Origin of the sequence: Pseudomonas sp. B21-009 (assembly GCF_024749345.1) — a bacterium.
GTDB lineage: Bacteria > Pseudomonadota > Gammaproteobacteria > Pseudomonadales > Pseudomonadaceae > Aquipseudomonas.
Genome location: NZ_CP087199.1, coordinates 5,190,778 through 5,214,613, shown reverse-complemented (window position 1 = coordinate 5,214,613; position 23,836 = coordinate 5,190,778). Strand labels below are relative to the sequence as shown.

24 protein-coding genes are annotated in these 23,836 nt (G+C 63.6%); 9 read left to right on the top strand and 15 right to left on the bottom strand.

Annotated elements, in window-relative coordinates:
* The first annotated feature begins 52 nt into the window (after positions 1-52).
* Complete coding sequence (locus LOY34_RS24070) at positions 53-940, top strand: LysR family transcriptional regulator (protein WP_195885122.1); 888 nt, start codon at positions 53-55, stop codon at positions 938-940.
* On the opposite strand, the gene LOY34_RS24065 is transcribed toward LOY34_RS24070, so the two are convergent.
* The 10 genes from LOY34_RS24065 to LOY34_RS24020 form a co-directional block, all read right to left on the bottom strand.
* Positions 921-1,535: a glutathione S-transferase family protein gene (locus tag LOY34_RS24065; protein WP_195885121.1), complete on the bottom strand. Its 615-nt coding sequence runs from the start codon at positions 1,533-1,535 to the stop codon at positions 921-923. The two genes, LOY34_RS24070 and LOY34_RS24065, sit on opposite strands and share 20 nt — an antisense overlap.
* Positions 1,536-1,871: 336 nt before the next feature.
* Positions 1,872-2,582: an XRE family transcriptional regulator gene (locus tag LOY34_RS24060; RefSeq protein ID WP_123565100.1), complete on the bottom strand. Its 711-nt coding sequence runs from the start codon at positions 2,580-2,582 to the stop codon at positions 1,872-1,874.
* Positions 2,583-2,751: 169 nt separating this feature from the next.
* Positions 2,752-3,279: an inorganic diphosphatase gene (ppa, locus tag LOY34_RS24055; RefSeq protein ID WP_007933577.1), complete on the bottom strand. Its 528-nt coding sequence runs from the start codon at positions 3,277-3,279 to the stop codon at positions 2,752-2,754.
* A gap of 91 nt (positions 3,280-3,370) precedes the next feature.
* Positions 3,371-4,186: a zinc-dependent peptidase gene (locus LOY34_RS24050; RefSeq protein WP_123565101.1), complete on the bottom strand. Its 816-nt coding sequence runs from the start codon at positions 4,184-4,186 to the stop codon at positions 3,371-3,373.
* Between the two features lie 9 nt (positions 4,187-4,195).
* Positions 4,196-4,846, bottom strand: coding sequence for a DedA family protein (locus LOY34_RS24045; RefSeq protein WP_038998563.1), 651 nt, complete (start codon positions 4,844-4,846; stop codon positions 4,196-4,198).
* A gap of 211 nt (positions 4,847-5,057) precedes the next feature.
* Entirely contained in the window at positions 5,058-5,516 is a 459-nt protein-coding gene (locus LOY34_RS24040) for an N-acetyltransferase (protein ID WP_045199916.1), read from the bottom strand.
* Between the two features lie 94 nt (positions 5,517-5,610).
* Positions 5,611-6,435 (bottom strand): ethanolamine ammonia-lyase subunit EutC, encoded by an 825-nt coding sequence (gene eutC, locus LOY34_RS24035; protein WP_195885120.1) that lies wholly within the window; start codon positions 6,433-6,435, stop codon positions 5,611-5,613.
* An 11-nt stretch (positions 6,436-6,446) separates the two neighbouring features.
* Positions 6,447-7,841, bottom strand: coding sequence for an ethanolamine ammonia-lyase subunit EutB (locus LOY34_RS24030; RefSeq protein ID WP_195885119.1), 1,395 nt, complete (start codon positions 7,839-7,841; stop codon positions 6,447-6,449).
* Between the two features lie 51 nt (positions 7,842-7,892).
* Complete coding sequence (gene eat / locus LOY34_RS24025) at positions 7,893-9,341, bottom strand: ethanolamine permease (RefSeq protein ID WP_045199911.1); 1,449 nt, start codon at positions 9,339-9,341, stop codon at positions 7,893-7,895.
* Between the two features lie 110 nt (positions 9,342-9,451).
* The gene (locus LOY34_RS24020) at positions 9,452-10,972 is read right to left on the bottom strand and encodes an aldehyde dehydrogenase family protein (protein WP_123565105.1); all 1,521 of its coding nucleotides are present in this window, start codon (positions 10,970-10,972) and stop codon (positions 9,452-9,454) included.
* A gap of 266 nt (positions 10,973-11,238) precedes the next feature.
* Between LOY34_RS24020 and LOY34_RS24015 the strand changes: the two genes are divergently transcribed.
* The 4 genes from LOY34_RS24015 (at position 11,239) to LOY34_RS24000 (ending at position 15,487) form a co-directional block, all read left to right on the top strand.
* Entirely contained in the window at positions 11,239-13,161 is a 1,923-nt protein-coding gene (locus LOY34_RS24015) for a sigma-54-dependent Fis family transcriptional regulator (RefSeq protein ID WP_195885118.1), read from the top strand.
* A 66-nt stretch (positions 13,162-13,227) separates the two neighbouring features.
* The gene (gene mpl / locus LOY34_RS24010; protein ID WP_195885117.1) at positions 13,228-14,577 is read left to right on the top strand and encodes a UDP-N-acetylmuramate:L-alanyl-gamma-D-glutamyl-meso-diaminopimelate ligase; all 1,350 of its coding nucleotides are present in this window, start codon (positions 13,228-13,230) and stop codon (positions 14,575-14,577) included.
* Positions 14,574-15,203 (top strand): flavin prenyltransferase UbiX, encoded by a 630-nt coding sequence (gene ubiX / locus LOY34_RS24005; protein ID WP_045199899.1) that lies wholly within the window; start codon positions 14,574-14,576, stop codon positions 15,201-15,203. Before mpl ends, ubiX begins: the two co-directional genes overlap by 4 nt.
* Positions 15,200-15,487, top strand: a complete 288-nt coding sequence (locus LOY34_RS24000) for a YceK/YidQ family lipoprotein (RefSeq protein WP_093379169.1) — start codon at positions 15,200-15,202, stop codon at positions 15,485-15,487. The genes ubiX and LOY34_RS24000 overlap by 4 nt, the downstream gene beginning before the upstream one ends.
* Before the next feature lie 67 nt (positions 15,488-15,554).
* On the opposite strand, the gene LOY34_RS23995 is transcribed toward LOY34_RS24000, so the two are convergent.
* The 3 genes from LOY34_RS23995 to LOY34_RS23985 all read right to left on the bottom strand — a co-directional run bounded on the left by LOY34_RS23995 (position 15,555) and on the right by LOY34_RS23985 (position 18,500).
* Entirely contained in the window at positions 15,555-16,196 is a 642-nt protein-coding gene (locus tag LOY34_RS23995; RefSeq protein WP_045199893.1) for an oxidoreductase, read from the bottom strand.
* A 26-nt stretch (positions 16,197-16,222) separates the two neighbouring features.
* On the bottom strand, positions 16,223-17,956 hold the full coding sequence (locus tag LOY34_RS23990; protein ID WP_093379172.1) for a C13 family peptidase: 1,734 nt from the start codon (positions 17,954-17,956) through the stop codon (positions 16,223-16,225).
* A gap of 88 nt (positions 17,957-18,044) precedes the next feature.
* Positions 18,045-18,500, bottom strand: coding sequence for a MaoC family dehydratase (locus tag LOY34_RS23985; RefSeq protein ID WP_045199890.1), 456 nt, complete (start codon positions 18,498-18,500; stop codon positions 18,045-18,047).
* A 158-nt stretch (positions 18,501-18,658) separates the two neighbouring features.
* Between LOY34_RS23985 and LOY34_RS23980 the strand changes: the two genes are divergently transcribed.
* The 3 genes from LOY34_RS23980 to LOY34_RS23970 are packed head-to-tail and all read left to right on the top strand — an operon-like array spanning position 18,659 to position 20,334.
* Entirely contained in the window at positions 18,659-19,021 is a 363-nt protein-coding gene (locus LOY34_RS23980; protein ID WP_045199889.1) for a CidA/LrgA family protein, read from the top strand.
* Positions 19,018-19,734, top strand: a complete 717-nt coding sequence (locus tag LOY34_RS23975; RefSeq protein ID WP_045199887.1) for an LrgB family protein — start codon at positions 19,018-19,020, stop codon at positions 19,732-19,734. Before LOY34_RS23980 ends, LOY34_RS23975 begins: the two co-directional genes overlap by 4 nt.
* 9 nt (positions 19,735-19,743) lie before the next feature.
* A complete protein-coding gene (locus tag LOY34_RS23970; RefSeq protein ID WP_045199885.1) occupies positions 19,744-20,334 on the top strand; it encodes an LON peptidase substrate-binding domain-containing protein in 591 nt (196 codons plus the stop codon).
* A gap of 4 nt (positions 20,335-20,338) precedes the next feature.
* Here the strand turns inward: LOY34_RS23970 and LOY34_RS23965 are convergent, their stop codons facing one another.
* Entirely contained in the window at positions 20,339-21,655 is a 1,317-nt protein-coding gene (locus LOY34_RS23965; RefSeq protein ID WP_045199883.1) for a bifunctional DedA family/phosphatase PAP2 family protein, read from the bottom strand.
* A gap of 4 nt (positions 21,656-21,659) precedes the next feature.
* Positions 21,660-22,352: a DNA-3-methyladenine glycosylase gene (locus LOY34_RS23960; protein WP_195885116.1), complete on the bottom strand. Its 693-nt coding sequence runs from the start codon at positions 22,350-22,352 to the stop codon at positions 21,660-21,662.
* A gap of 184 nt (positions 22,353-22,536) precedes the next feature.
* Here LOY34_RS23960 and LOY34_RS23955 point away from each other — a divergent pair, with 184 nt between their 5' ends.
* Complete coding sequence (locus LOY34_RS23955; RefSeq protein WP_045199881.1) at positions 22,537-23,808, top strand: glutamate-5-semialdehyde dehydrogenase; 1,272 nt, start codon at positions 22,537-22,539, stop codon at positions 23,806-23,808.
* Positions 23,809-23,836 lie beyond the last annotated feature (28 nt).

Genomic DNA, 23,836 nt, shown 5'->3' with positions numbered 1-23,836 from the left:
ATGCTCACCACAATCGACTTATACTGAGCGTATCGTTCACTTTGGGTGATGTATGGAGCTGATGCAGATTCGCATGTTCAAGACGGTCTACGACACCGGCAGCATCGCCCGTGCGGCCGAGGTGTTGCACTACGTGCCGTCGAACATCACTGCGCGGATCAAGGCGCTTGAACAAGAGCTGGGCGTGGCGCTGTTCTTTCGCCATGGTCGCGGTTTGAAGATCAGCCCGGCAGGCGAAACCTTCCTTGAATACGCCACCCAGATGCTCGCCCTGGCCGAAGCCTCTAAGGCCGCTCTGAGCCCGCACGCCATGCCCAGCGGGCGCCTGCGTATCGGCGCCATCGAGTCCTCGGCCAGTGGCCGGCTTCCGCGGTTACTGGCCGAATACCATGCGCGCTTCCCGCAGGTATCGCTGGAATTGAGCACGGGCACCTGGTCGCAACTGCTCGATGACGTGCTCAACCATCGCCTCGACGGGGCGATTGTCGCAGTGGAGGTCGAGCGGCCGCTGCTCAAGCGCACGCCCATGTACCAGGAAGACCTGGTGCTGATCGCGCCTGAATCGCTGGGGCCGATTCGCGGTGCTGAAGACCTGCAGGGCAAGGCCATCTTCATGTGGCCGGAAGGTTGCCCATACCGCGCGGCTCTGGAGCACTGGTTGCTCGAACAGGGGCAAAAACTGCCGATTGTCGGCATTGCCAGCTATGGCGCCATCGTCAGTTGCGTCAGTGCTGGCGCCGGAGTGTCGCTGGTGCCCAGGGGCATCTTCGAGCAATACCGCAAGGGCGCCGGCTGGAGCGGCCATGAGTTCGCCGAACTCAAGGCCATCAGCAACGCCTTCTACTGGCATGCCCAGGCAGCAAGGCATCCGGCCCGGGATGCCTTCGTGCAGATGCTGCGCGAGGGGTTGGCGCCGGACGCTATTGGATCGGGTACTTGAGCATCGCCGGATGCCCTTCGATCTTCTGCGCCAGACGCTGCACATGTGCATAGTCGCTGGCCGCAACCACCTCGGCGCATACGTACTGGGTGAACGACCAGGCCACCGCCGTGGTGATTTCTGCCTGGCTCAAGGGCAGGGTGGGGCACTTGGTCGGCTGTTCGGCGAGCAAGCCGTCGAGCCGCGCATACGCCGCCTGCAACTGCCCGGTCACCCGCTCCAGCCAGGGCGTGTGCAGCTTCTCTTGCGGGCGCAGGTTGTGCTCGTAGTAGATCTGCACCGACTTCTCACTGGCCGCCAGCGCCAGGCCGATCACCTGCAAATCGCTGGCGCGGGCCAGCGGGTCTTGTGGCAATAACTTTTTGGCGGGTACGGCCAGGGCTTCGAAGTAATCCAGAATCAGCGTCGAATCCATCAGCAGCGTGCCGTCGTCCAGCACCAGGCTCGGCGCCTTGACCACCGGATTGATCGCGGCGAACTCGGCAAAATTGCGAAACACTGACAGCGCCTGGTGTTCGAAGCTGATGCCGTACAGCTCCAGCGATACCGCGACGCGGCGCACGTAGGGGGAATCGAGCATGCCGATGAGTTTCATGACCACTCCAGTGAGAACAGGTTACGACCGAGTAAAAGTAGTCGAGTTTTTCCCGGTGTGGTTCGAAGTGTGGGCTTGGCAGCTCAGGTGTGCGCAGGGGAATGTTTCAGGCATTAAAAAGCCGGCTTGTGGCCGGCTTCCGGGGACGGGCTTGGCTAATTTTTGGTAAGCCGCAACCGCCTTAAAATCGTTGCTCCGGCGCTGGGGCCGGGAGGTGGCGGGCAAGCTGTGGAGTGCCGCGCCAGGGCCGCGGACGGGCTTGGCCGTCGGGCTAAATGTGCGGCGTAGCATACTGGGATTGACCGGCGATGCCCAGCAAAAAATTACCTCTGGCTCTCAGTCTGGGCGGCTGTCGCGCAGGTGGCCCCACCAGAATACCCAGCCGAGCACTTCCAGGCGCTGGGTCTTGAGTTGCGCCGGGCTGTAGGTTTCGGTGGGATATTCGTCGCTGTCCTGGCTGTGCAGGCGCAAGGCGCCGTTGGCGCGGCGGCTGAGGCTGTTGATGCGCAGGCGGCCGTTGTGCAGCAAGGCGTAGATTTCGCCTTCGACCACCCGGGTCAGGCTGCGGTCGATGGCCAGGGTGGTGCCCCGTGGCAGCAGCGGGCTCATGTTGTGCCCGGGCATGCTCAGGCACAGGGCATCGCCGGGGTCGACGCCCACGGCGTCGAGGGCGCGCAGCGGCAGGCGCAGGTAACGATCTTCGACCGCTTTTAGCTGGCGGGTCTGGATGCTGTAGAACGGCACCTGGATGTCGTTGTAGCTGTGCGCCGCCAGCGCGCTGGCATCGGGGCCTTCGACCCCTGGGCGAGCGGCCTGGCTGTTGAGGCGCGGCAAGGGGTTGGGGTGCTTGGGGCCTTCGCCGTTGCGCAGCCAGCGGCTGCGCACGCACAGCAGTTCGGCGATTTCATCCAGCCGGGCCAGGGGCACACCGCGCTTGAACCAGTTGTTGACGTGCTGCGGCGTAACCTTGCGCTGCGCAGCAAAGTCGGAAGGGGACAGGTTGCACTCGCTCAGGAGCGCTTTGAGACGATCACCGGATGTATTCATGAGGCCCGAGTCTAGTGGGCTTGGCGGTTGCGGGAAATAAACGCGAAGTTCTTCTTTTGCCGGGAAATGTGACCGGTTTACAGGCGTTGGCTTAGGATGCTGTAGGAAACTTTTCAATCAGGCATAAAAAAGCCCCGCGTGTGCGAGGCTCTTTTCGTCAGGCGCGTGCTTAGCCTTTGTAAGCTGCAACCGACTTGGTGATCGCAGCGCGGGCGGCGTCAGCGCCATCCCAGCCTTCGATCTTGACCCACTTGCCTTTCTCGAGATCTTTGTAGTTCGCGAAGAAGTGCTCGATCTGCTGGATCAGCAGGGCTGGCAGGTCGGTGTATTCTTTGACGTCGACGTACAGTTGCGACAGTTTGTCGTGCGGTACGGCGATGACTTTGGCGTCGCCGCCGCCGTCGTCGGTCATGTTCAGGATGCCGACCGGACGGGCGCGGATGACCGAGCCTGGCGCTACCGGGTACGGGGTAACAACCAGCACGTCGAGGGGGTCACCGTCGTCGGCCAGGGTGTTGGGGATGTAGCCGTAGTTGGCCGGGTAGAACATCGGGGTAGCCATGAAACGGTCAACGAACAGGCAGTCGCTGTCCTTGTCGATCTCGTATTTGATCGGCGCGTGGTTGGCTGGAATCTCGATGGCGACGTAGATGTCGTTCGGCAGGTCTTTGCCAGCCGGAATCTTGCTGTAGCTCATTGGGCAGTGCCCCCATGTTTGGCCAAAAATTGGTCGCGATTATAGGCACATTCCAGCGCGCTTGCCACGCCCGGGCGGATGTCCGGCAGGCTCAGTCCTGCGCGTCCTGGTAATGCGGGTGGTGGCGCTGCAACTGCTGCAGGCGGGCCAGCGGGTCCTGGCGGTAGAAGCCGCGCAATTGCTGGTACACCGCGGGGTAGGCGTCGTTGAGCAGGTCCGGGGCGCTGAAGAAGTATTCGCAGGTGACGGCGAAGAATTCTGCCGGGTTTTCCGCGGCATAGGGGTCGATGGCGGTTTCGGCGTCGGGGTTGCGGTCGAGCTGGGCGTTGAGGTCGTCAAAGGCCGCTTGCATGACCTGGGCCCAGTCGCTGACGCGCAGGTCACTGTGCAGCGGCGGCAGGCCGTTGGCATCGCCATTGAGCATGTCGAGCTTGTGCGCCAGTTCGTGGATCACCAGGTTGTAGCCTTCCCAGCCGCCACTGGCCAGCACGCCAGGCCAGGCGAGGATCACCGGGCCCTGCTGCCAAGCTTCGCCGCTGTGCTCGCCGTCCCATTCGTGCTCGATGCCGCTGGCGTCGCGATGGCGCTGGGGGCTTACGAAGTCGTCGGGGTAGAGGATGATTTCGTGAAAACCCTGGTACCAGTTCAGCTCGCCCAGGTGCAGCAGCGGCAGTTGCGCCTGGGCGGCAAGAAACAGCCGCTGCTCGCCGTCCAGTTCGACCCCGGGCAGGGCAGTCAGGTGCTTGCTATCGAGGAACAACACGCAGGCTTCACGCAGCCATTGGTCTTCTTCGTCGCTCAGGCCATCGAGCATCGGCAGGCGCTCGCGCACCCGCTGCCAGCGCTGCGGGTCGAGCGGGTGTCGGGCCAGGGTACGGCGACGGCGCCAGGCGCTCAGCGACCACATAAACCGGGCTTAGTGAACCTTGGCTTCGTTGCGGCCCATGCGGCTGCGCACGATGCCAATGATCATCGGCACCAGCGACAGCAGGATGATGGCGACGATCATCAGCGACAGGTTCTGCTTGATGAACGGCACGTTGCCGAAGAAGTAGCCGAGGGTGACCAGGCCGCCTACCCAGAGCACGGTGCCGGCGACGCTGAAACCGAGGAAACGCGGGTAGTGCATTTTGGCGATGCCGGCGACGAACGGCGCAAAGGTGCGCAGGATCGGCAGGAAGCGCGCCAGGGTCACGGTCTTGCCGCCATGACGCTCATAAAAGTCGTGGGTCTGCTGCAGGTAGTCGCGGCGGAAGATCTTCGAGTTGGGGTTGCGGAACAAGCGTTCGCCTGCTGTTCGGCCAATCACGTAATTGGTGCTGTCGCCCAGGATTGCCGCCGCCATCAGCAGGCCGCCGAGCAGCACCGGGTCCATACCGCCGCCTGCGGCCACGGCGCCGGCGATGAACAGCAGGGAGTCACCCGGCAGGAACGGCATGACCACCAGACCGGTCTCGCAAAAGATCACCAGGAACAGGATCGCGTAGATCCACGGGCCGTAGTTGTTGACCAACAGGTCCAGGTAAGCGTCGAGATGCAGAATAAGGTCCAGCGGGTTGAAATCCATGTACAGCACCTTGTGTTCTTGACCCGGGCGACGGGCTTGCGATGGCTGGCAGTGCGAATGCGGACGGTCGCTACCCGGAAGATGGGTAAAGTTTCACACACAATGAAGAGGCGCATTATACGGCTACGAACAGATTGTGCCTGCGCAGTTTGTAGCGGCGGATGTCGAATGAATGTGAACGGCAGGCATCGCGCCTGCCGTTGCGCCTGGATCAGTCCGAGTGGATAGGCAGGATGTAGCTCTTGAACTCGGTGTCTTCGTGAAAACCGATGGACTCGTAGGTTTTCATCGCCACTTCGTTGTCGCTGCTGGTCGATACCCGCAGGCGCACGGCGTTGGTTTCCTTGGCCAGCTTCTTGGCTTCGCGCATCAGGTGGTCGGCCACCAGCATGCGCCGGGAGTCTTCGGCGACATAGATATCGTTGAGGATCCACACGCGCTTGAGCGACAGCGACGAGAAGCTCGGGTAGAGCTGGCAAAAGCCCATCAGTTTGCTGTCGTCATCGTCCGGCAGGGCCAGGTAGATGGTCGACTCGCCACGTTCCAGGCGTTTTTTCAGGAACGAGCGCGAGGAGTCCGGGTAGGGCAGCTGGCCGTAGAACTCGCGGTATTTGACGAACAGCGGGGCAAGCAGGTCCAGATGTTCCAGGGTTGCTTTGATGATTCGCATAAGCAGGCCTCAGGGTCCATGGGAGTTTGCGGCGAATCGCCGGCAGCCTTGGCAGATGCTGCCTGAAAGCAATTAGAAAGCGCAATCTACGATCTCAAGGTTTACTCAGCAGGAAATTTCCGCTTTTCGGCGCATCGGTGTCTGACTCAAGGGTTTGCACCTGGGCTTCGTCCTTCAGATTGACCCCCGACAACTGCCGCCGACAGGCCTCGCGCATCAGGTACAGCAGGCGGTGGGCGGCCATGCCGTAGCTCAGGCCTTCCAGGCGCACGTTGGAGATGCAGTTGCGGTAGGCGTCGGTGAGGCCGACCTTGGGGTTGTAGGTGAAGTACAGCCCGAGGCTGTCCGGCGAGCTCAAGCCCGGGCGTTCGCCGATCAGGATCACGGTCATTTTCGCCCCGAGCAGCTCGCCCACTTCATCGGCCACCGCCACCCGGCCTTGTTCGACCAACACCACCGGAGAGGTCGACCAGCCGTCGGCGGCGCTCTGTTCTTCCAGGCGGGCGAGAAACGGCAGGGTATGGCGATGCACGGCCAGGGCCGAGAGGCCGTCGGCAACGACGATGGCCAGATCGACGCCACCGGGGTTGGCCTGGGCGTGTTCGCGCAGCTGTTGTGCTGAATCTTCGTGCAGGCGGCGCCCCAGGTCGGGGCGTTGCAGGTAGCTGTGACGATCGGCGGCGGCGCTGTGCAGCAGCAGGCTTTCACGTCCGCGCTCGCTCAATTGCTGGCGCAGGCCGGCATGGTCGAAGGCCAGGTGCACGGCGTCGCGGGCCTGGGCGTGGGCGAACTGAAAGTCCAGCTGGGCGCCGGTCGGCAGGCTGGTGCCGGTGCGGCCCAGGGCGATGCGCGCCGGGGTCAGGCGGCGCAGTTCCAGCCAGGGATTGGCGCTGTTGTCGTGTTGGGGAGTATTGGCCATAGTCGACTCGCTTATCCCAGTTGCGCCAGGGCCTGGCGGAAGGCCGGTGGCAGGTTGTCACCGAAACGCACCCGGCCGTCGGCCTGGGTGAAGATACCCATGCGCGCCAGCCAGCTTTCGAACTCCGGCGCAGGCTTGAGGCCCAGGGTTTGTCGGGCGTAGAGCGCATCATGGAATGAAGTTGTCTGGTAGTTGAGCATGATGTCGTCGGAGCCGGGGATGCCCATGATGAAGTTGATACCGGCCACACCCAGCAGGGTCAGGAGCATGTCCATGTCGTCCTGGTCGGCTTCGGCATGGTTGGTGTAGCAGATGTCGCAGCCCATGGGCACGCCCAGCAACTTGCCGCAGAAGTGGTCTTCAAGCCCGGCGCGGATGATCTGCTTGCCGTTGTACAGGTACTCCGGGCCGATGAAACCGACCACGGTGTTGACCAGAAACGGCTTGAAATGGCGGGCCACGGCGTAGGCGCGGGTTTCGCAGGTCTGCTGGTCGACGCCATGGTGGGCGTTGGCCGAGAGGGCGCTGCCCTGGCCGGTCTCGAAGTACATCAGGTTCTGCCCGAGGGTGCCGCGGTTGAGGCTCAGACCTGCGTCGTAACCCTCTTTGAGCACATTGAGGTTGATACCGAAGCTGGCGTTGGCCGCTTCGGTGCCGGCAATCGACTGGAACACCAGGTCCAGCGGCACGCCGCGGTTGATCGCCTCGATCGAGGTGGTCACGTGGGTCAGCACACAGGCCTGGGTGGGGATGTCATAGCGCTGGATGATGGCGTCGAGCATCTCCAGCAGGGCGCAGATCGAAGCAATGCTGTCGGTGGCCGGGTTGATGCCGATCATCGCATCGCCGTTGCCGTAGAGCAGGCCGTCGAGAATGCTCGCGGCAATCCCGGCCGGCTCGTCGGTCGGGTGGTTGGGCTGCAGGCGGGTCGAAAGCCGCCCGCGCAGGCCCATGGTGCCGCGAAAGCGGGTGACCACGCGGATCTTCTGCGCCACCAGCACCAGGTCCTGCACGCGCATGATTTTCGACACGGCCGCAGCCATTTCCGGGGTCAGCCCCGGGGCCAGGGCACGCAGGGTGTCTTCATCGGCGGCTTCGCTGAGTAGCCAGTCACGCAGCCCGCCGACGGTCAGGTGGCTGACGGCGGCAAAGGCATTGGCATCATGGGTGTCGATGATCAGCCGGGTGACTTCATCGTCTTCGTAGGGGATCAGCGCTTCAGTCAGAAAATGCTTGAGCGGGATGTCGGCCAGGGCCATCTGCGCCGCCACCCGTTCGCCGTCGTTGCTGGCGGCGACACCGGCGAGAAAGTCACCCGAACGCGCCGGGCTGGCCTTGGCCATGACTTCCTTGAGGCTGTCGAAACGGTAGGTCTGGTTGCCTGCCGTGTGAACAAAACTTGCCATACAGACTCTCCAGAACGCCGCAGGGCTGGCCTGCGGCGTAGGTGGCGTTGATCAGTGCAGGGCCTCTTCGGCCTTCTGGATCGCGGCGAATTCTTCTTCCGGGGTCCCGGCGACCAGGTGGTGCCGGCTGTAGAAAGCAAAGTAGGCAATCAATACCGCATAAATCGCCGCGGCGCCAATCACTACCCGTGGGTCGACCAGAAAGCCGGCCACCACCGCGATGCAGGCCAGAACCAGGGCCACGCCCGAAGTGAAGATGCCGCCCGGGGTGCGATACGGCCGCTCCATTTTTGGCCGACGGATGCGCAGGGTGATGTGCGCGGCCATCATCAGTACATAAGACAGCGTAGCGCCGAACACCGCGACCAGGATCAGCAGGTCGCCCTGGCCGGTCAGCGACAGGCCAAAGCCGATGATCCCGGGGATCACCAGGGCCAGTACCGGCGCTTTGCTCTTGTTGGTTTCCGAGAGCTTGCGTGGCAAGTAGCCGGCACGCGACAAAGCAAAAATCTGCCGCGAATAGGCGTAGATAATCGAGAAAAAGCTGGCGATCAGGCCGGCCAGGCCCACCAGGTTGACGAAACCGCCCATCCAGGTCGAACCACCGTAGGCTTTCGACAGCGCCTCCACCAACGGATTACCGGAGGCTTTGAGCGCCTCGGCACCGGCACCACCCGGGCCGACCACCAGGATCAGCAGGGCAAAGGCCAGCAACACCAGCATGGCGCCGATCAGGCCGCGGGGCAGGTCGCGCTTGGGGTTCTTGGTTTCTTCGGCAGCCAGCGGCACACCTTCGACGGCGAGGAAGAACCAGATCGCGTAAGGGATCGCCGCCCATACCCCGACATAGCCGAACGGCAGGAAGCTGCTGGCGCCGACGGCGTCGGTCTGGGCGATATCGAACAGGTTGTTGACGTCGAAGTGCGGCACCATCGCCACCAGGAACACGCCCAGGGCAATGGCGGCCACGGCGGTGATGATGAACATCAGCTTCAGCGCTTCACCGACCCCAAAAATGTGGATGCCGATGAAGATGATGTAGAAGGCCAGGTAGATCATCCAGCCGCCAATGCCGAACAGCGACTGGCAGTAGGCGCCGATGAACACGGCAATGGCCGCCGGGGCAATCGCGTATTCGATGAGGATCGCCGTGCCGGTGAGAAACCCGCCCCAGGGCCCGAAGGCGCTGCGGGCAAAACCGTAGCCACCACCGGCGGTAGGGATCATCGACGACAGCTCGGCCAGCGAGAAGCACATGCACAGGTACATGGTCGCCATCAGCAAGGTGGCGAGGAACATGCCGCCCCAGCCACCCTGGGCCAGGCCGAAGTTCCAGCCGGCATAGTCGCCGGAAATCACGTAAGCGACGCCCAGGCCCACCAGCAATACCCAGCCGGCGGCGCCCTTTTTCAGTTCACGTTGTTGGAAATAGTCGGAGCCGACTTTTTCGAAGTCGACAGAAGAGCCTGCCGGCACGCTGCCGGTATGATCGCTTGGCATAGGATTCACCTGTTGTTTTTATCAATACCGGCGGGTGCCGGTTTGTCTGGTGATGGTCTTGCAGGAAGCGAGCCAGCGCGGCCCCGGTTCGAAGCCGCGCTGTATCTCGTTTAGAAGAAGCCCAGCGGGTTGATGTCGTAGCTGACCAGCAGGTTTTTGGTTTGCTGGTAGTGATCGAGCATCATCTTGTGGGTTTCACGGCCGACGCCGGACTTCTTGTAGCCACCGAACGCGGCGTGGGCCGGGTACAGGTGGTAGCAGTTGGTCCACACGCGACCGGCCTTGATGCCGCGGCCCATGCGGTAGGCGCGGTTGATGTCGCGGGTCCAGACTCCGGCGCCGAGGCCGAACTCGGTGTCGTTGGCAATCGCCAGGGCTTCGGCTTCGTCCTTGAAGGTGGTGATGCTCACCACCGGGCCAAAGATTTCTTCCTGGAACACGCGCATCTGGTTGGTGCCCTTGAGCAGGGTCGGCTGGATGTAATAGCCGGTCGACAGGCTGCCTTCGAGTTTTTCCACCTTGCCGCCGGTGAGCAGCTCGGCGCCTTCCTTCTCGGCGATTTCCAGGTACGAGAGGATCTTGTCGAACTGTTGCTCGGAGGCCTGGGCGCCGACCATGGTGTCGGTGTCCAGCGGGTCGCCGCGCTTGATCTGCTTGATCTTCTTCATCACCTCTTGCATGAACGCCGGGTAGATCGACTCCTGCACCAGTGCCCGCGATGGGCAGGTGCACACCTCGCCCTGGTTGAAGAATGCCAGCACCAGGCCTTCGGCGGCTTTCTCGATGAAGCTCTGCTCGGCCTGCATGATGTCTTCGAAGAAGATGTTCGGCGACTTGCCGCCCAGTTCGACGGTTGACGGAATGATGTTCTCGGCGGCGCATTTCATGATGTGCGAACCGACCGGGGTAGAGCCGGTAAAGGCGATCTTGGCGATGCGCTTGCTGGTGGCCAGGGCTTCACCGGCTTCGCGGCCATAACCTTGCACCACGTTGAGCACGCCAGGCGGCAGCAGGTCGCCGATCACCTCCAGCAGTACGCTGATGCCCAGCGGGGTTTGCTCGGCCGGCTTGAGTACCACGCAGTTGCCGGCGGCCAGGGCCGGGGCGAGTTTCCACGCGGCCATCAGGATCGGGAAGTTCCACGGGATGATCTGGCCGACCACACCCAATGGTTCATGGATGTGGTAGGCAACGGTGTTGCCGTCGATTTCGGCGGCGCTGCCTTCCTGGGCGCGCAGGCAACCGGCGAAGTAGCGGAAATGGTCGGCAGCCAGCGGGATGTCAGCGTTGAGGGTTTCGCGGATGGCCTTGCCGTTGTCCCAGGTTTCGGTGATGGCCAGCAGTTCGAGGTTCTGTTCGATACGGTCGGCGATTTTCAGCAGGATCAGCGAACGTGCCTGCACCGAGGTTGTGCCCCAGGCATCAGCGGCGGCGTGGGCGGCATCCAGGGCTTTTTCGATGTCTTCGGCAGTCGAGCGGGGGAATTCGGCGATCAGCTGGCCGTTCACCGGCGAGGTGTTTTCGAAGTACTGGCCTTTGACTGGGGCAACGAACTCGCCACCGATGTAGTTCCCGTAACGGCTCTTGAAGGAAACCTTGGCGCCTTCGGTACCGGGATGTGCATAACGCATGATGTTTCTCCTGGCTATTGTGCTTGTTGGGGAGGATGTAAAGCATAGAGCAAGGGTTGGGCCAGTGTCGGTGACCCCAGGTAAATCAAGGGCTTGGCAGGTTTTAACGCAGGTGCAGGAAGGGCGCTGTAGCAGCGCCGGTACAGCCTGGGTGACACTTTGTACCGTTGCTGACACAAAGCGTGACCCGACGGTCAAGCCAGCATTGCATTGCGCCGACGGGTGGAGGATGCTGGGCTTATCTCGTCTGCGGAGAACAATAAAAAGTGCAGAGCAATCACCTTAGCCGGCATGCCCGGCAAGTCCTCACCGTGACCCAGGGCAAGGCCCTGGCACAGGGCCCCGGCAGCGATCCGTCGATTGCCCGTTCCTGGCTGCGTTGCCTTGAGGACTATCACCTGGATCCGGCCCAGAGCATGGCCCCGACCGTGCTTGAGCACGGCCGCGTGCTGGAAAGCCGCGAGCGCTTGCAGCAGGTACTGCAGATCGCCGGCAACGAGATGAACAGCCTGCACCAGCAACTGTCCGGTGCCGGCCATGCGGTGCTGCTCACCGATGCCCGCGGGGTCATCCTCAATTGCGTCACCGCGCCTACCGAACGGCGCATCTTCGAGCGCGCCGGGCTGTGGCTGGGTGCCGACTGGAGCGAGGCACGTGAAGGTACCAACGGCATCGGCACCTGCCTGGTCGAGCGCCAGGCGGTAACCATCCACCAGGATGAGCACTTTCGTGGCCGTCATACCGGCCTGACCTGCTCGGCCAGCCCGGTGTTCGACCCGCACGGCGAGTTGCTGGCGGTGCTCGATGTCTCGTCTGCCCGCGCTGATGTTTCGCGCCAGAGCCAGTTTCACACCATGGCGCTGGTCAACCTCTCGGCGAAGATGATCGAGAGCAGCTACTTTTTGCGCTATTTCGATAACCAGTTCCTCCTGCGCTTTCATCTGCAGGCCGAATCGGTAGGAATGTTCAGCGAAGGGCTGCTGGCTTTTGATGGCGACGGGCGGATCTGCGCGGTCAACCAGAGCGCCTTGAACCTGCTGGGCACCATCCGTGGCGGTGTGCTCGGCAAGCCTGTGGATATGTTCTTCGATTGTGCCCAGGACGAGCTGTTCAGCCGCGCCACTGCCCAAGCCAACACCAGTTGGCCATTACGTACCCGCGATGGCCGGGTATTGTTCGCCAGTCTGCGCGGCCAGGTGCGTTCGCTGCCGCCGGCAGCGGCGCCGTTTGTTGCCCCGGCGAAAACCTCGCAGCACGGTGGTATCTGCCTGGTCGATCCGGCCCTGCAGAACGATTTTCGCCGGGCCGTTCGTGTGTTCGAACGCGATGTGCCATTGCTGCTGCGCGGCGAGACCGGCTGCGGCAAGGAGGCCTTCGCCAAAGCCGTGCACCAGGCCAGCCAACGCAGCAGCAAGGCGTTTGTTGCCCTCAACTGTGCGTCGATCCCCGAGAGCCTGATCGAGAGCGAGTTGTTCGGCTATCGCGGCGGCAGTTTTACCGGGGCGCGCAAAGAGGGCATGCGCGGCAAGCTGCAGCAGGCCGACGGTGGCACGCTATTGCTGGACGAGATCGGCGACATGCCGCTGGCCCTGCAGACCCGTTTGCTCCGGGTGCTGGAAGACCGCATGGTGGTGCCCATCGGCGGCGAACCGCAGGCCGTCAACGTGCGCATCATCAGCGCCAGCCACCGCAACTTGCTCGAGCGGGTCGAGGATGGCAGTTTCCGCGAAGACCTTTACTACCGCCTCAACGGCCTGGAAATCGATCTGCCGGCCTTGCGCGAGCGCAGCGACAAGTCGCAGTTGCTCGACTTCATCCTGGCCGAAGAGGCCGGTGAGCAAAGCGTAAGCCTGGACCCTGCGGCGCGCCGGGCGTTGCTCGACTTCGCCTGGCCGGGCAACGTGCGCCAGCTGCGCAACGTCCTGCGTACCTTGGTGGCGCTGAGCGAAGAGGGGCACATCGAGTTTGCCGACCTGCCGGCGGTCGTTCGCCAGCCGCCGGCACTTATCAAAAGCTCCTCACCTGTGGATAACCCCGCGCCGCTGCTGGACAGCGCCGAGCGCAACGCCTTGCTGGCAGTGCTGGAGCAGCAGCGCTGGCACATGACCCATGTCGCCGCGCAGTTGGGGGTTAGCCGTAATACCTTGTATCGAAAACTTCGCAAACACGGCATCGCCCGGGACGCCTGAGCGAAACACAGGATGCGATTTGTCGCGCCCTAGGCTACCCTGCCTCGACGTTTTGCGAGGTCGATCATGCACATTCATATTCTCGGTATTTGCGGCACTTTCATGGGTTCGCTGGCCGTGCTGGCCAAGGAGCTTGGCCATCGGGTCACCGGCTCCGATGCCAACGTCTACCCACCGATGAGCACCCAGCTTGAAGCCCAGGGCATCGAACTGACCCAGGGCTATGACGCCGCCCAACTGGACCCGGCGCCCGACCTGGTGGTGATCGGCAACGCCCTGTCGCGGGGCAACCCGGCAGTCGAGTACGTACTGAACAAGGGCCTGCCCTACGTGTCGGGCCCGCAGTGGCTGGCCGACCACGTGCTGCAAGGCCGCTGGGTGCTGGCGGTTGCCGGCACCCATGGCAAGACCACCACCAGCAGCATGCTTGCCTGGGTGCTGGAGCACGCCGGCATGAGCCCGGGCTTCCTGATCGGCGGCGTGCCGCAGAATTTCTCGGTCTCGGCGCGCCTGGGCGGCACGCCGTTCTTCGTGGTCGAGGCCGACGAATATGACAGCGCCTTCTTCGACAAGCGCTCGAAGTTCGTGCACTACCGTCCCCGTACCGCGATCCTCAATAATCTTGAGTTCGATCATGCGGATATCTTCCCTGACCTGGCCGCCATCGAGCGACAGTTCCACCACTTGGTGAGAACCATTCCAAGCGAAGGCCTGGTGATCCATCCGACCACCGAGCCGGCCCTTGAGCGCGTGATCAAGATGGGCTGCTGGACGCCGGTGCAGACCACCGGTGAAGGCGGGCAGTGGCAGGTCAAACTGCTCAGCGCCGACGGTTCGCGTTTCGAAGTCAGCTTCGAAGGCGCAACCCAGGGCGTGGTCGAGTGGGAGCTGACCGGGCAGCACAACGTCGCCAACGCCCTGGCTACTTTGGCGGCTGCACGACATGTCGGCGTGGTACCGGCCATGGGTATTGCCGCATTGAGCGCGTTCAAGAGCGTCAAGCGGCGGATGGAAAAGGTCGCTGAAGTACAGGGCGTGACCATCTATGACGACTTCGCTCACCACCCGACCGCTATCGCCACCACCCTCGACGGCTTGCGCAAACGCATCGGCGATGCTCCGCTGATTGCCGTGATCGAGCCGCGCTCCAACTCGATGAAGCTCGGCGCCCACCGTGATGGCCTGCCCGAGAGCGTCAACGATGCCGACCAGGTGATCTGGTACGCACCGCCGAACCTGGGCTGGGACCTGGCCGCCACCGCCGCCGAATGCAAGGTGCCGGCTGTGGTGGCCGACAGCCTTGAAGCGATCATCGAACGGGTCAAGAGCCAGGCCAAGCCCGGCACCCAGGTGGTGATCATGAGCAATGGCGGCTTCGGCGGCCTGCACGGCAAGCTGGCCGAGGCGCTGAAATGAGCGGGCCAGAACGCATCACCCTGGCCATGACCGGGGCTTCGGGGGCGCAGTATGGGCTGCGCCTGCTCGATTGCCTGGTGCGCGAAGACCGCGAGGTGCATTTTCTGATCTCCAAGGCCGCGCAACTGGTGATGGCCACCGAGACTGATGTGTTGCTGCCGGCCAAACCGCAAGCCATGCAAGCCTTCCTCACCGAGTACACCGGCGCTGCCGCCGGGCAGATCCGCGTGTATGGCAAGGAAGACTGGATGTCGCCGGTCGCCTCGGGCTCCGGCGCGCCGGCGGCGATGGTGGTGGTGCCGTGTTCTACCGGGACTTTGTCGGCGATTGCCACCGGCGCCTGCAACAATCTGATCGAGCGGGCTGCGGATGTCACCTTGAAGGAGCGTCGGCAGTTGATCCTGGTGCCGCGTGAGGCACCGTTCTCGACCATCCACCTGGAGAACATGCTCAAGCTGTCGAACATGGGCGCGGTGATCCTGCCGGCGGCGCCGGGCTTTTATCATCAGCCGCAGACCATCGACGACCTGATCGACTTTGTTGTCGCACGGATCCTCAACCTGCTGAACATTCCCCAGGACATGCTGCCGCGTTGGGGCGAGCATCATCTGGGCGCGGATGAATGAAGCGCCTGCTGGGCGTGATGCTGCTGTGCGTGATGGCTAGCGGTTGCGCCAGCGTGCGCACCCTGGATGCGGCCAAGCCGGGGGCGCCGGTGGTGTATGCCGGTACGCGCCTGGATCTGTATGCGTTGCAGGGCGGTTGTTGCGCCATTGACCGCTTTGGCGCCGAGGCGCCGAAGTATCCCGGGCTGGACCTGCCGGGCAGTGCCTTGCTTGATACCGTACTGCTGCCGCTGTCGGTATTGACTGCGCTGGGAATTGGCTTTCAGGCGACGGGCGGGTTGTAGCGGCTGGCCTGAGCGCGGGGCAAGCCCGATCCCACACACTCTGTGGGAGGGGGTTGCCCCGCGATTGCTACTTGCCCAACCGGCGCAATTCATCCGACTCGACAATCCGTATCCCGTCCTGCTCTTCCAGCGCCAAACGCCACAGCGCCCTGGCCAGTTGGCAGGCCTCGATGCCCCGGTACTTGCCCGGGATCAGCTTCGACAGCGGCCCGGCCAAGCGTTCCGACATCCGCGGTTCGATGCGGTCACCCAGCAGCAGCGAAGGCCGGGCGATGGTCAGTTGCGGCCAGTCCTGGGCCTTCAATGCGGCCTCCATTTCGCCTTTGACCCGGTTGTAGAAGATCGGCGACCTGCGGTCGGCACCCAGGGCGCTGACCACCAGCAGGTGCCGCGCGCCCATCTCGCGGGCGCGTTTGCCGAAGGCGACGACCATGTCCAGGTCGACCGCGCGAAAGGCCGGCTCGGACCCTGCCTGCTTGATCGTGGTGCCCAGGCAGCAGAAGGCGATGTCGACGCGACCTGCCAGTTGCGGGAGGAACACCGCCGGGTCACCCACCGGGTTTTCCAGGTGCGGGTGTTCGGCCAGTGGGCGACGGGTGGGGGCCAAAACGCGGCTGACGGTGGGCTCGTTGAGCAGCCGATCAAGTAAGTGTTCACCGGTAAGACCGGTGGCTCCGGCAAGCAGGATGTGCTGAGGCGTCAAGTACATGATGTCTCTCCCTTGATACAGTCAGCTTAGTGGTTGCCAGCATTTTTTGCATGCTCGGCCTGTTGCTTGCCCGCATCACTTTGCAAGGCTTTGCGCGCTTGTTGCTGGCGCAGGCGCTGCCAGTGATCGAGTACGCCCTTGGGTGCCCAGATCTGCGGCTCGGAGGCATCGAAGCCTTCAATGGCCTCGCGCTCGGAGACGCTGGCGCTGGCCCGCTCGAAGGCCTGCTGCAGGTCGTCGGTCTGGTTCAGGGCCTGGGCGAACAGGGCGTCGCCAAAGTAGGTGAAGTCGGCTTCTTCGGAGCAGCCGAACGACACCCGGTCGGCGCGCGAGGCGGTCATGATCAGGGTCCGCTCGTCCTTGAGCGGGGCGATATAGCCGCCTGAATAACAGGCCGAGATGACAATGATCTTGTCGCGGTCTTTCAAGGGCGCCAGGGTCGTGGCCAGGGCATCGGCGGGCAGGTCTGCCAGTTGCAGGCGCGGCTGGTCGAGTACCAGTTCGTGCTCGTGGCTGCCGTGGCTGGTCAGGTAGATGAACACCAGGTCTTCCGGGCCGCTGCGTTCGGCCAGGGTGCGCACGGCGCGGGCAAGGTTCTCGCGGGTGGCCATGGGCCGGTCGCTGAGGTGGTCGCGGTGGTTGACCAGGCTGATCTGGCCGACCGCGCCAAAGCGGCTCTTGAGCATGTTGCTGACGTAATCGGCCTCGCGCAGGAACACGCTCTGTTTGCCATCGCCCCCCAGGGCCAGGCTGTAGAGTTCGATGTCCGGGGTCGAGGCCGGCACCTTGGCCAGCGCTTGGTCGAGCAGGCCGCCCTGGTTGAGCAGCGCCAGTTCCAGCGGGTCGGGCAGCAGTTTGCCGTGCTCGTCGCGCACGCGCTGGCCATTGAGCCACTGGCCGCTTTCATTGCGCCCGTCGAGCAGGGTCAGGCGGCCGTTGCCCTGGTAGGTGTCGTTCTCGAAGCCGCCGACATAGACACTGCCGTCCGGCAACTGTAGGCGCCCGTTACCGGAAAACCGCCAGTCGCGAAAATAACCCTTGTAGTGGCTGCCGTCGCTGCCGATCAGCTCGCCCTTGCCGCTGAGCGAGCCGTCCTTGAACTGGCCGATCCACACGTCACCATCAGTGTTTTCGTAACGGCCGCGGCCTTCCAGGCGGTTGTCATGGAAGGCACCGATGTACTGGTCGCCTTCGGCGCTGTTGAAGGTACCGCTGCCTTCGAGCTGGCCGTTGACGAAACGGCCGCTGAACTGGTTGCCGCTGGCGTCGCTGCGGATGCCTTCGCCATTGGGTTTGCCGCGGGCGAACAGGCCCTGGTACTGGCTGCCGTCAGCCAGTTCGAGATGGCCGGCGCCGTGGTACTGGTCGTCCTTGAACTGGCCACGGTAAAGCAGGCCGGGTTCCTTGAGGGTGCCTTCGCCGTCGCGGCGGCCGAGCTTGAACCCACCGGTGTAGCTGCTGCCCGGTGTTTTCAGGGTGCCCAGGCCGTGGAACAGGCCCTGCTGGAACCCGCCGCGGTAGACCTCGCCATTGCTACCATGCCATTCACCCTGGCCATGCCACTGGCCATTGAGGAAGTTGCCCTTGTACCAACTGCCGTTGGGGTAGTCGATGCGCCCGGCACCTTGCAGCAGGCCGTCGACCACCTCGCCCCGATAGCGGCCGCCATCGGGCAGGCGCGCATCGGGCGGCGACAGGGGTTCGCCGTCACCGCAAGCGGCCAGTAGCAGGGTCAGGGCAAGGGGAACGAGTGGGCGCATGGCGGGGTCCGGACAAGTGAGGCCCCGAGTATGCCGTAGAACGCGGGGGGTGAAACAGTCGCCAGGACGGTTTCACCCAGTGCCTGGCTCAGATGAAGCAGAGCGACAGCGGTTCGGCGATGTAGGCAGGTTTTTCCTGGCCTTCGATTTCCAGGGTGGCGGTGACCTTGAGCAGCCACTGTCCGGGTTTCTTCTCGGTCACCTCGGCCAGATCGACCTTGAGCCGCACCTTGCTGTCGACTTTCACCGGCTGGATGAAACGCACGCTGTCCAGGCCATAGTTGACGGCCATTTTCAGGCCTTCAGGCACAACCAGAATGCCTTCCATCAACTTGGGGATCAGCGACAGGGTGAGAAAACCGTGAGCGATGGTGCTGCCAAATGGCGTTTTTGCCGCCTTGTCCGGGTCGACATGGATGAACTGAAAGTCGCCTGTCGCCTCGGCAAACAGGTTGATGCGCTGTTGATCGATGGTCAGCCATTCGGAACGTCCCAGTTCCTTTCCAACGTACTGCGAAAGCTCTGCAACAGGTACATAGGGCATTGTGACTCTCCAGATTGTCTTTGGTTTTGTTATGACTTCGGCAGATTCGAAAGTCTAAGATCAGCACGCCTGCAGGAAGTGGTCAAGTCGGCGAAGATCGGCTTATAGCCCGGTCGTTAGCGTGCTTATAATGGCCGCCAGGCCTCAAGGAGATGCTTATGCTGTTGCGTGGTTTGACCTGGCTGGTGCTGTTCCAGTTGCTCGGAACGGCGATCAATCACCTGGTGGTGCCGATCCTCCCCGGGCCGATCATCGGCCTGCTGTTGCTGCTGGTGTACCTGATGCTGCGTGGCGAGGTGGGCGCGCCCCTGAGCGAGGCGGCCAACAGCCTGCTGCGCTACTTACCACTGCTGCTGGTGCCGCCGGCGGTGGGGGTAATGGTCTATGCCGCGGATATCGCCGCCGACTTCTGGGCCATCGTCGGCGCCCTGGTGCTGTCGGCGCTGCTCACCCTGGTGTTCGTCGGCGTGCTGATGCACAAGCTGATGGCCCGCCAGGGCAGCCATGAGGAGCAGCCATGAGCCTGGACTGGAGCGGCGCCGTCAACGCAGTCATTCACCATCCGCTGTTTGGCATCGGCATCACCCTGGGCGCCTACCAGCTGGTGCTGGCGGCCTACGAGAAAACCCGCTGGATCTTCCTGCAGCCGGTGCTGGTGTCGATGCTGGTAGTCATTGGCGTACTGCTGGGCTGTGGCCTGACTTACAGCGAATATCGCAAAAGCACCGAGATCATGAACATCCTCCTGGGCCCGGCGACCGTGGCCCTGGCAGTGCCGCTCTATCTCAACCTGCGGCGCATTCGCCAGCTGTTCTGGCCGACCTTTACTACGCTGGTAATCGGAGGGGTGTTCGCCACCGGCGCCTGCCTGTTGCTGGGCTGGTGGTTTGGCGCCGAGCACATGATCCTGATGACCATGGCGCCAAAATCGGTGACCTCGCCGATTGCCATGCTGGTGGCCGAGCAGATTGGCGGCGTGGCCGCGCTGGCGGCGGTGTTCGTGTTGATCACCGGGGTGATAGGGGCGATTTTCGGCCCGGCGCTGCTGTCGCGTTGTGGTGTGCACAGCCCTGAAGCGCGCGGCATGGCTTTAGGCGTGACTGCGCATGCGGTTGGTACTTCGGTAGCGCTGCAGGAAAGTGAAGAATGCGGGGCCTTCGCGGCCCTGGCGATGAGCCTGATGGGGGTTGCCACGGCGGTATTCCTGCCACTGGCGGTTAGCCTGGTTGCTTGAGGAGTTGCAATGACGTTACCCCTGTTTCCGCTCAATACCGTGCTGTTCCCGGGCTGCTTTCTCGATCTGCAGATCTTCGAGGCGCGTTACCTGGACATGATTGGTCGCATCATGAAGCAGGGCGGCGGTTTTGGCGTGGTGTGCATCCTTGAGGGCGAGCAGGTTGGCGCTGCGCCCAGCGGTTTCTCGCAGGTTGGCTGCGAGGCGCTGATTCGCGATTTTCAGCAGCAGGACAACGGCCTGCTGGGGATTCGGGTCGAAGGCACCCGGCGCTTTCGTGTCGGGCCGTTCGAGGTGCAGAAGGACCAGTTGCTGGTCGCTGATGTGTCGTGGCTGCCGGAGCTTGCCGACGAGCCGCTGGAAGATGACCATCACGACTTGCTGGCGCTGCTGCAAGCCCTGGGCGAGCACCCGATGGTCGAGGCGCTGGGCATGCCGGTGACGGTCCACGGCCAGCAGGCCCTGGCCAACCAGCTCGCCTACCTGCTGCCGTTCGTTGAAGAAGACAAACTCGACCTGCTGGCCATCGACTCACCGCACAAGCGCCTGGAGGCTATCCAGGCGCTGCTTGACCGGCTGCAAGGCGAGCTGTTCGCCTGATGCCTCAGTACTGGTAGCGCAGCAAGGCGTGCGGCAGCGAGTGCAGGGCGAAGAACGCCAGCAGGGCGACGCAGGCCGGCAGGATCAGCCACCAGACCCGTAGTGGCAGGGCGGTGAGCGGTTGCCGGTATTGGGTCAGGGTCAGGCTGGTAGCGCACACGCAGCAGGCGAGCATGGCGCCGGCGAGGATGTCGGTCGGCCAGTGCGCCCCCAGGTACACCCGTGACAGCGCGATCGCCAGTGCCGGAATGCAACCCAGCATGATCCAGGTCAGGCGCATGCGCGGCGGCTGCCCGCGCCCGGCCAGCACCGCCAGTACCAGGAAGAACGCAAACGACGCCGAGCTGTGGCCGCTGGGCATGCTGTAGGTGGTCAGCGGGTCGGTGAGTACCTCCGGGCGCGCCCGGGCAAACAGCCACTTGAGGCTGCCATTGGCCAGGGCCGTGCCGATCAGGGTGCTGCCGGCGAAAATCGCCGGGCGCCACTGGCGGGCCAGCAATAACAGGCCGGTGAGCAGGCCGCCGAGGAAGAACTGGGTTCGGAAATCGCCGAGGCGGGTGATCAGCACCACCGTGCCGTCGATGGCACGGCTACGGTTCTCCTGGATCAGGGTCATCAGGCCCTGGTCGAACTGGGTCAGGTATGGCCAGCCGAGAAACAGCCCGGTCAGGGCCAGCAAGCTCATCCCGGCAATCAGCCGGGTGCCGCGGCGCATGCTGCGCAGGCTGCTGTTGATGCTCAGGCCGACCAGCACCGCCAGGCCGCCCATCACTACCCCAGCCTGTGGCCAGAAGCCTTCCGGCAACGGCAGGCGCATGGCCGCGCCGGTTGCCCAGCCCGGCAGCAGGTAAGCCACTGCCCAACCGGCTCCGGCCAGCAGGCTGACGGCGATAAAACGCGGCAGCGGCATGTCGAACATGCCGGCGACCATGGGCAGCATCGGCCGCAGCGGGCCGATGAAGCGCCCGACTAGCAGGCTGGCGATACCATAGCGCTGAAAGTAGGTTTCGGCGCTGCCGATCCATTCCGGATGGTGGCGCAGCAGCGGCAAGCGGCGGATGTTCTGGTGAAAGCGCCGGCCTAAGGTGTAGGAGATCGCGTCGCCGAGCAAACCACCGGCAAAGCCCAGCAACAGGGTTTCGCCCAGGCTCAAGGCACCGCTGCCGGCCAGTACCGCGACGGCGAACAGCAAAACGGTGCCGGGGACGATAATCCCGGCAATCGCCAGGCATTCCACGCAGGCCACCAGAAAAATCGCTAATCCCAGCCACTGCGGGTTGGCGCTGAGCCAGGTGGTCAGGCTGTCGAGCCATGGGCCCATCGTGTCAGTTTCCTTGTGTCAGTAAAAAGTAGTCCCGGCCTTCGACTTGGCCCCGGCGCAGCGGGTTCCGTGTGCAATGGCGGGCAAAGTCGGCGTCGACGAAACGGTAGGGCAGATGTTCATCGCGGCCGTGGGGAATCCCCAAGCGGGTGGTCTGGATAATTTGTTTCACTTTGATACCGCAGTCCTCGACAAACAGCTGCTCGGCATCAAAGCGTTTGCCGTCCCAGTGCGGCACTTTCAGGCCCAGGGCCTTGCACAGCAGGGTCTGGCCGGCGCACAGGCGTTCGGGCGGGCGCGCCTGGCCGCTGGCGTCAGGGTTGTTCAGTTGCATCTGTGCCAGGCTGTTGTCATCCGACAAGGCATCGACGAAGGGGTAGGCCGATTTGATCAACACCGCATTGCCCGGCCCGTGGGCGCTGAAGTTCAGCGAGTCGCCGCCGCGGGCGTAATACATGTAGATGTGCCCGCCGTCGAGAAACAGCGCCCGGCGTTTTTCGGTGTAGCCGAGCGAAGCGTGGCTGCCCTTGTCGCTGAGGTAGTAGGCCTCGGTCTCGATGATTCGCGCCGCCAGCCAGTACGGGCCGTGGCGGTGGCGGATGACCTTGCCCAGCAGGGCCCTGGCCAATTCGCCAGCGTCGCGGTCGAAGAAGCTGTCGGGCAGGGCCTTGGGCGGGCAGGGGGCGGAGTCTGGCATGCGGGCAGGTTCGCGGGTGGACAGGTGGGCGATGATAGCAATTTCTGTCTTAACCAACCCTGAATGGCCATTATGAAGCGAGGGGCCGGCACTCTTTTCGACCATCCGCCTGTCACCGCTGGGCGTGGGGCCACACGACAGTTATAATCATCCGATTTTCCCCTTCGCCAAGACCACTGAGCCCATGACTGAGTCCGTTCTTGACTACATGACCCGCCTGGGTCGCGCTGCCCGCGCGGCGTCGCGCGTGATCGGCCGTGCCAGCACTGCGCAAAAGAACCGCGCCCTGCAAGCCGCCGCCAACGCCCTGGACGCTGCCCGCGCCGAGCTGACCGCCGCCAACGAACTGGACCTCGCTGCTGGCCGCGCCAATGGCTTGGAAGCGGCCATGCTCGAGCGCCTGGCGCTGACCCCGGCACGCATCGACGGCATGATCGTCGGCCTGCGCCAGGTGGCCAGCCTGCCGGACCCGGTCGGCGCGATCCGCGACATGAGCTACCGGCCATCGGGTATCCAGGTCGGCAAGATGCGCGTGCCGCTGGGGGTGATCGGCATCATTTACGAATCGCGTCCGAACGTGACCATCGACGCTGCCAGCCTGTGCCTGAAGTCTGGCAACGCCACCATCCTGCGCGGCGGCTCCGAAGCCATCCATTCCAACCGTGCCATTGCCGCCTGCATCCAGCGCGGCCTGGCCGAGGCCGGCTTGCCGGCGGCGGTGGTGCAAGTGGTCGAAACCACCGATCGCGAAGCGGTCGGTGCGCTGATCAGCATGCCGGAGTTCGTCGACGTCATCGTGCCGCGTGGCGGCAAGGGCCTGATCGAGCGCATCAGCCGCGACGCGCGGGTGCCGGTGATCAAGCACCTCGATGGTATCTGCCACGTCTATGTGGCTGAGCACGCCGAGCTGGACAAGGCCCGGCGCATCGCCTTCAACGCCAAGACCTACCGCTACGGCATCTGCGGGGCGATGGAAACCCTGCTGGTCGATCAGTCGGTCGCGGCCGAGTTCCTGCCGGAAATGGCCCGCCAATTTCGGGAAAAAGGCGTCGAATTGCGCGGTTGTGAGCGCACGCTGAAAATCATCGAGGCGCTGCCGGCGACCGAAACGGACTGGAACACCGAATACCTCGCGGCGATTCTGTCGATCCGCGTAGTGGACGGTCTGGACCAGGCCATCGAACACATCAATCGCTATGGCTCGCACCATACCGATTCGATCGTCACCGAACACCAGGCGCAGGCTCGCCAGTTCATGGCCGAGGTCGATTCGTCGTCGGTAATGATCAACACCCCGACCTGCTTTGCCGACGGTTTCGAGTACGGTCTGGGCGCGGAGATCGGGATTTCCACCGACAAGCTGCACGCCCGCGGCCCGGTTGGCCTGGAAGGCCTGACCTGCGAAAAATACGTGGTGATCGGCGACGGTCAGCTGCGCGGACAGGAGTCGCTCTGACTTGGCCGAGCGCAAACCGCTCGCCCCA

Coding starts and splice junctions, on each gene's coding strand:
- LOY34_RS23980 (WP_045199889.1), top strand. CDS start 18,659: ATGCTGTTGCGTGGTTTGACCTGGCTGGTGCTGTTCCAGTTGCTCGGA.
- LOY34_RS24030 (WP_195885119.1), bottom strand. CDS start 7,841: ATGGCAAGTTTTGTTCACACGGCAGGCAACCAGACCTACCGTTTCGAC.
- LOY34_RS24045 (WP_038998563.1), bottom strand. CDS start 4,846: ATGGATTTCAACCCGCTGGACCTTATTCTGCATCTCGACGCTTACCTG.
- LOY34_RS24050 (WP_123565101.1), bottom strand. CDS start 4,186: ATGTGGTCGCTGAGCGCCTGGCGCCGTCGCCGTACCCTGGCCCGACAC.
- LOY34_RS23990 (WP_093379172.1), bottom strand. CDS start 17,956: ATGCGCCCACTCGTTCCCCTTGCCCTGACCCTGCTACTGGCCGCTTGC.
- ppa (WP_007933577.1), bottom strand. CDS start 3,279: ATGAGCTACAGCAAGATTCCGGCTGGCAAAGACCTGCCGAACGACATC.
- LOY34_RS23985 (WP_045199890.1), bottom strand. CDS start 18,500: ATGCCCTATGTACCTGTTGCAGAGCTTTCGCAGTACGTTGGAAAGGAA.
- ubiX (WP_045199899.1), top strand. CDS start 14,574: ATGAGCGGGCCAGAACGCATCACCCTGGCCATGACCGGGGCTTCGGGG.
- eat (WP_045199911.1), bottom strand. CDS start 9,341: ATGCCAAGCGATCATACCGGCAGCGTGCCGGCAGGCTCTTCTGTCGAC.
- LOY34_RS24060 (WP_123565100.1), bottom strand. CDS start 2,582: ATGAATACATCCGGTGATCGTCTCAAAGCGCTCCTGAGCGAGTGCAAC.
- LOY34_RS24070 (WP_195885122.1), top strand. CDS start 53: ATGGAGCTGATGCAGATTCGCATGTTCAAGACGGTCTACGACACCGGC.
- mpl (WP_195885117.1), top strand. CDS start 13,228: ATGCACATTCATATTCTCGGTATTTGCGGCACTTTCATGGGTTCGCTG.
- LOY34_RS24040 (WP_045199916.1), bottom strand. CDS start 5,516: ATGCGAATCATCAAAGCAACCCTGGAACATCTGGACCTGCTTGCCCCG.
- LOY34_RS23975 (WP_045199887.1), top strand. CDS start 19,018: ATGAGCCTGGACTGGAGCGGCGCCGTCAACGCAGTCATTCACCATCCG.
- LOY34_RS23995 (WP_045199893.1), bottom strand. CDS start 16,196: ATGTACTTGACGCCTCAGCACATCCTGCTTGCCGGAGCCACCGGTCTT.
- eutC (WP_195885120.1), bottom strand. CDS start 6,435: ATGGCCAATACTCCCCAACACGACAACAGCGCCAATCCCTGGCTGGAA.
- LOY34_RS23965 (WP_045199883.1), bottom strand. CDS start 21,655: ATGGGCCCATGGCTCGACAGCCTGACCACCTGGCTCAGCGCCAACCCG.
- LOY34_RS23960 (WP_195885116.1), bottom strand. CDS start 22,352: ATGCCAGACTCCGCCCCCTGCCCGCCCAAGGCCCTGCCCGACAGCTTC.
- LOY34_RS24000 (WP_093379169.1), top strand. CDS start 15,200: ATGAAGCGCCTGCTGGGCGTGATGCTGCTGTGCGTGATGGCTAGCGGT.
- LOY34_RS23955 (WP_045199881.1), top strand. CDS start 22,537: ATGACTGAGTCCGTTCTTGACTACATGACCCGCCTGGGTCGCGCTGCC.
- LOY34_RS24020 (WP_123565105.1), bottom strand. CDS start 10,972: ATGCGTTATGCACATCCCGGTACCGAAGGCGCCAAGGTTTCCTTCAAG.
- LOY34_RS24065 (WP_195885121.1), bottom strand. CDS start 1,535: ATGAAACTCATCGGCATGCTCGATTCCCCCTACGTGCGCCGCGTCGCG.
- LOY34_RS23970 (WP_045199885.1), top strand. CDS start 19,744: ATGACGTTACCCCTGTTTCCGCTCAATACCGTGCTGTTCCCGGGCTGC.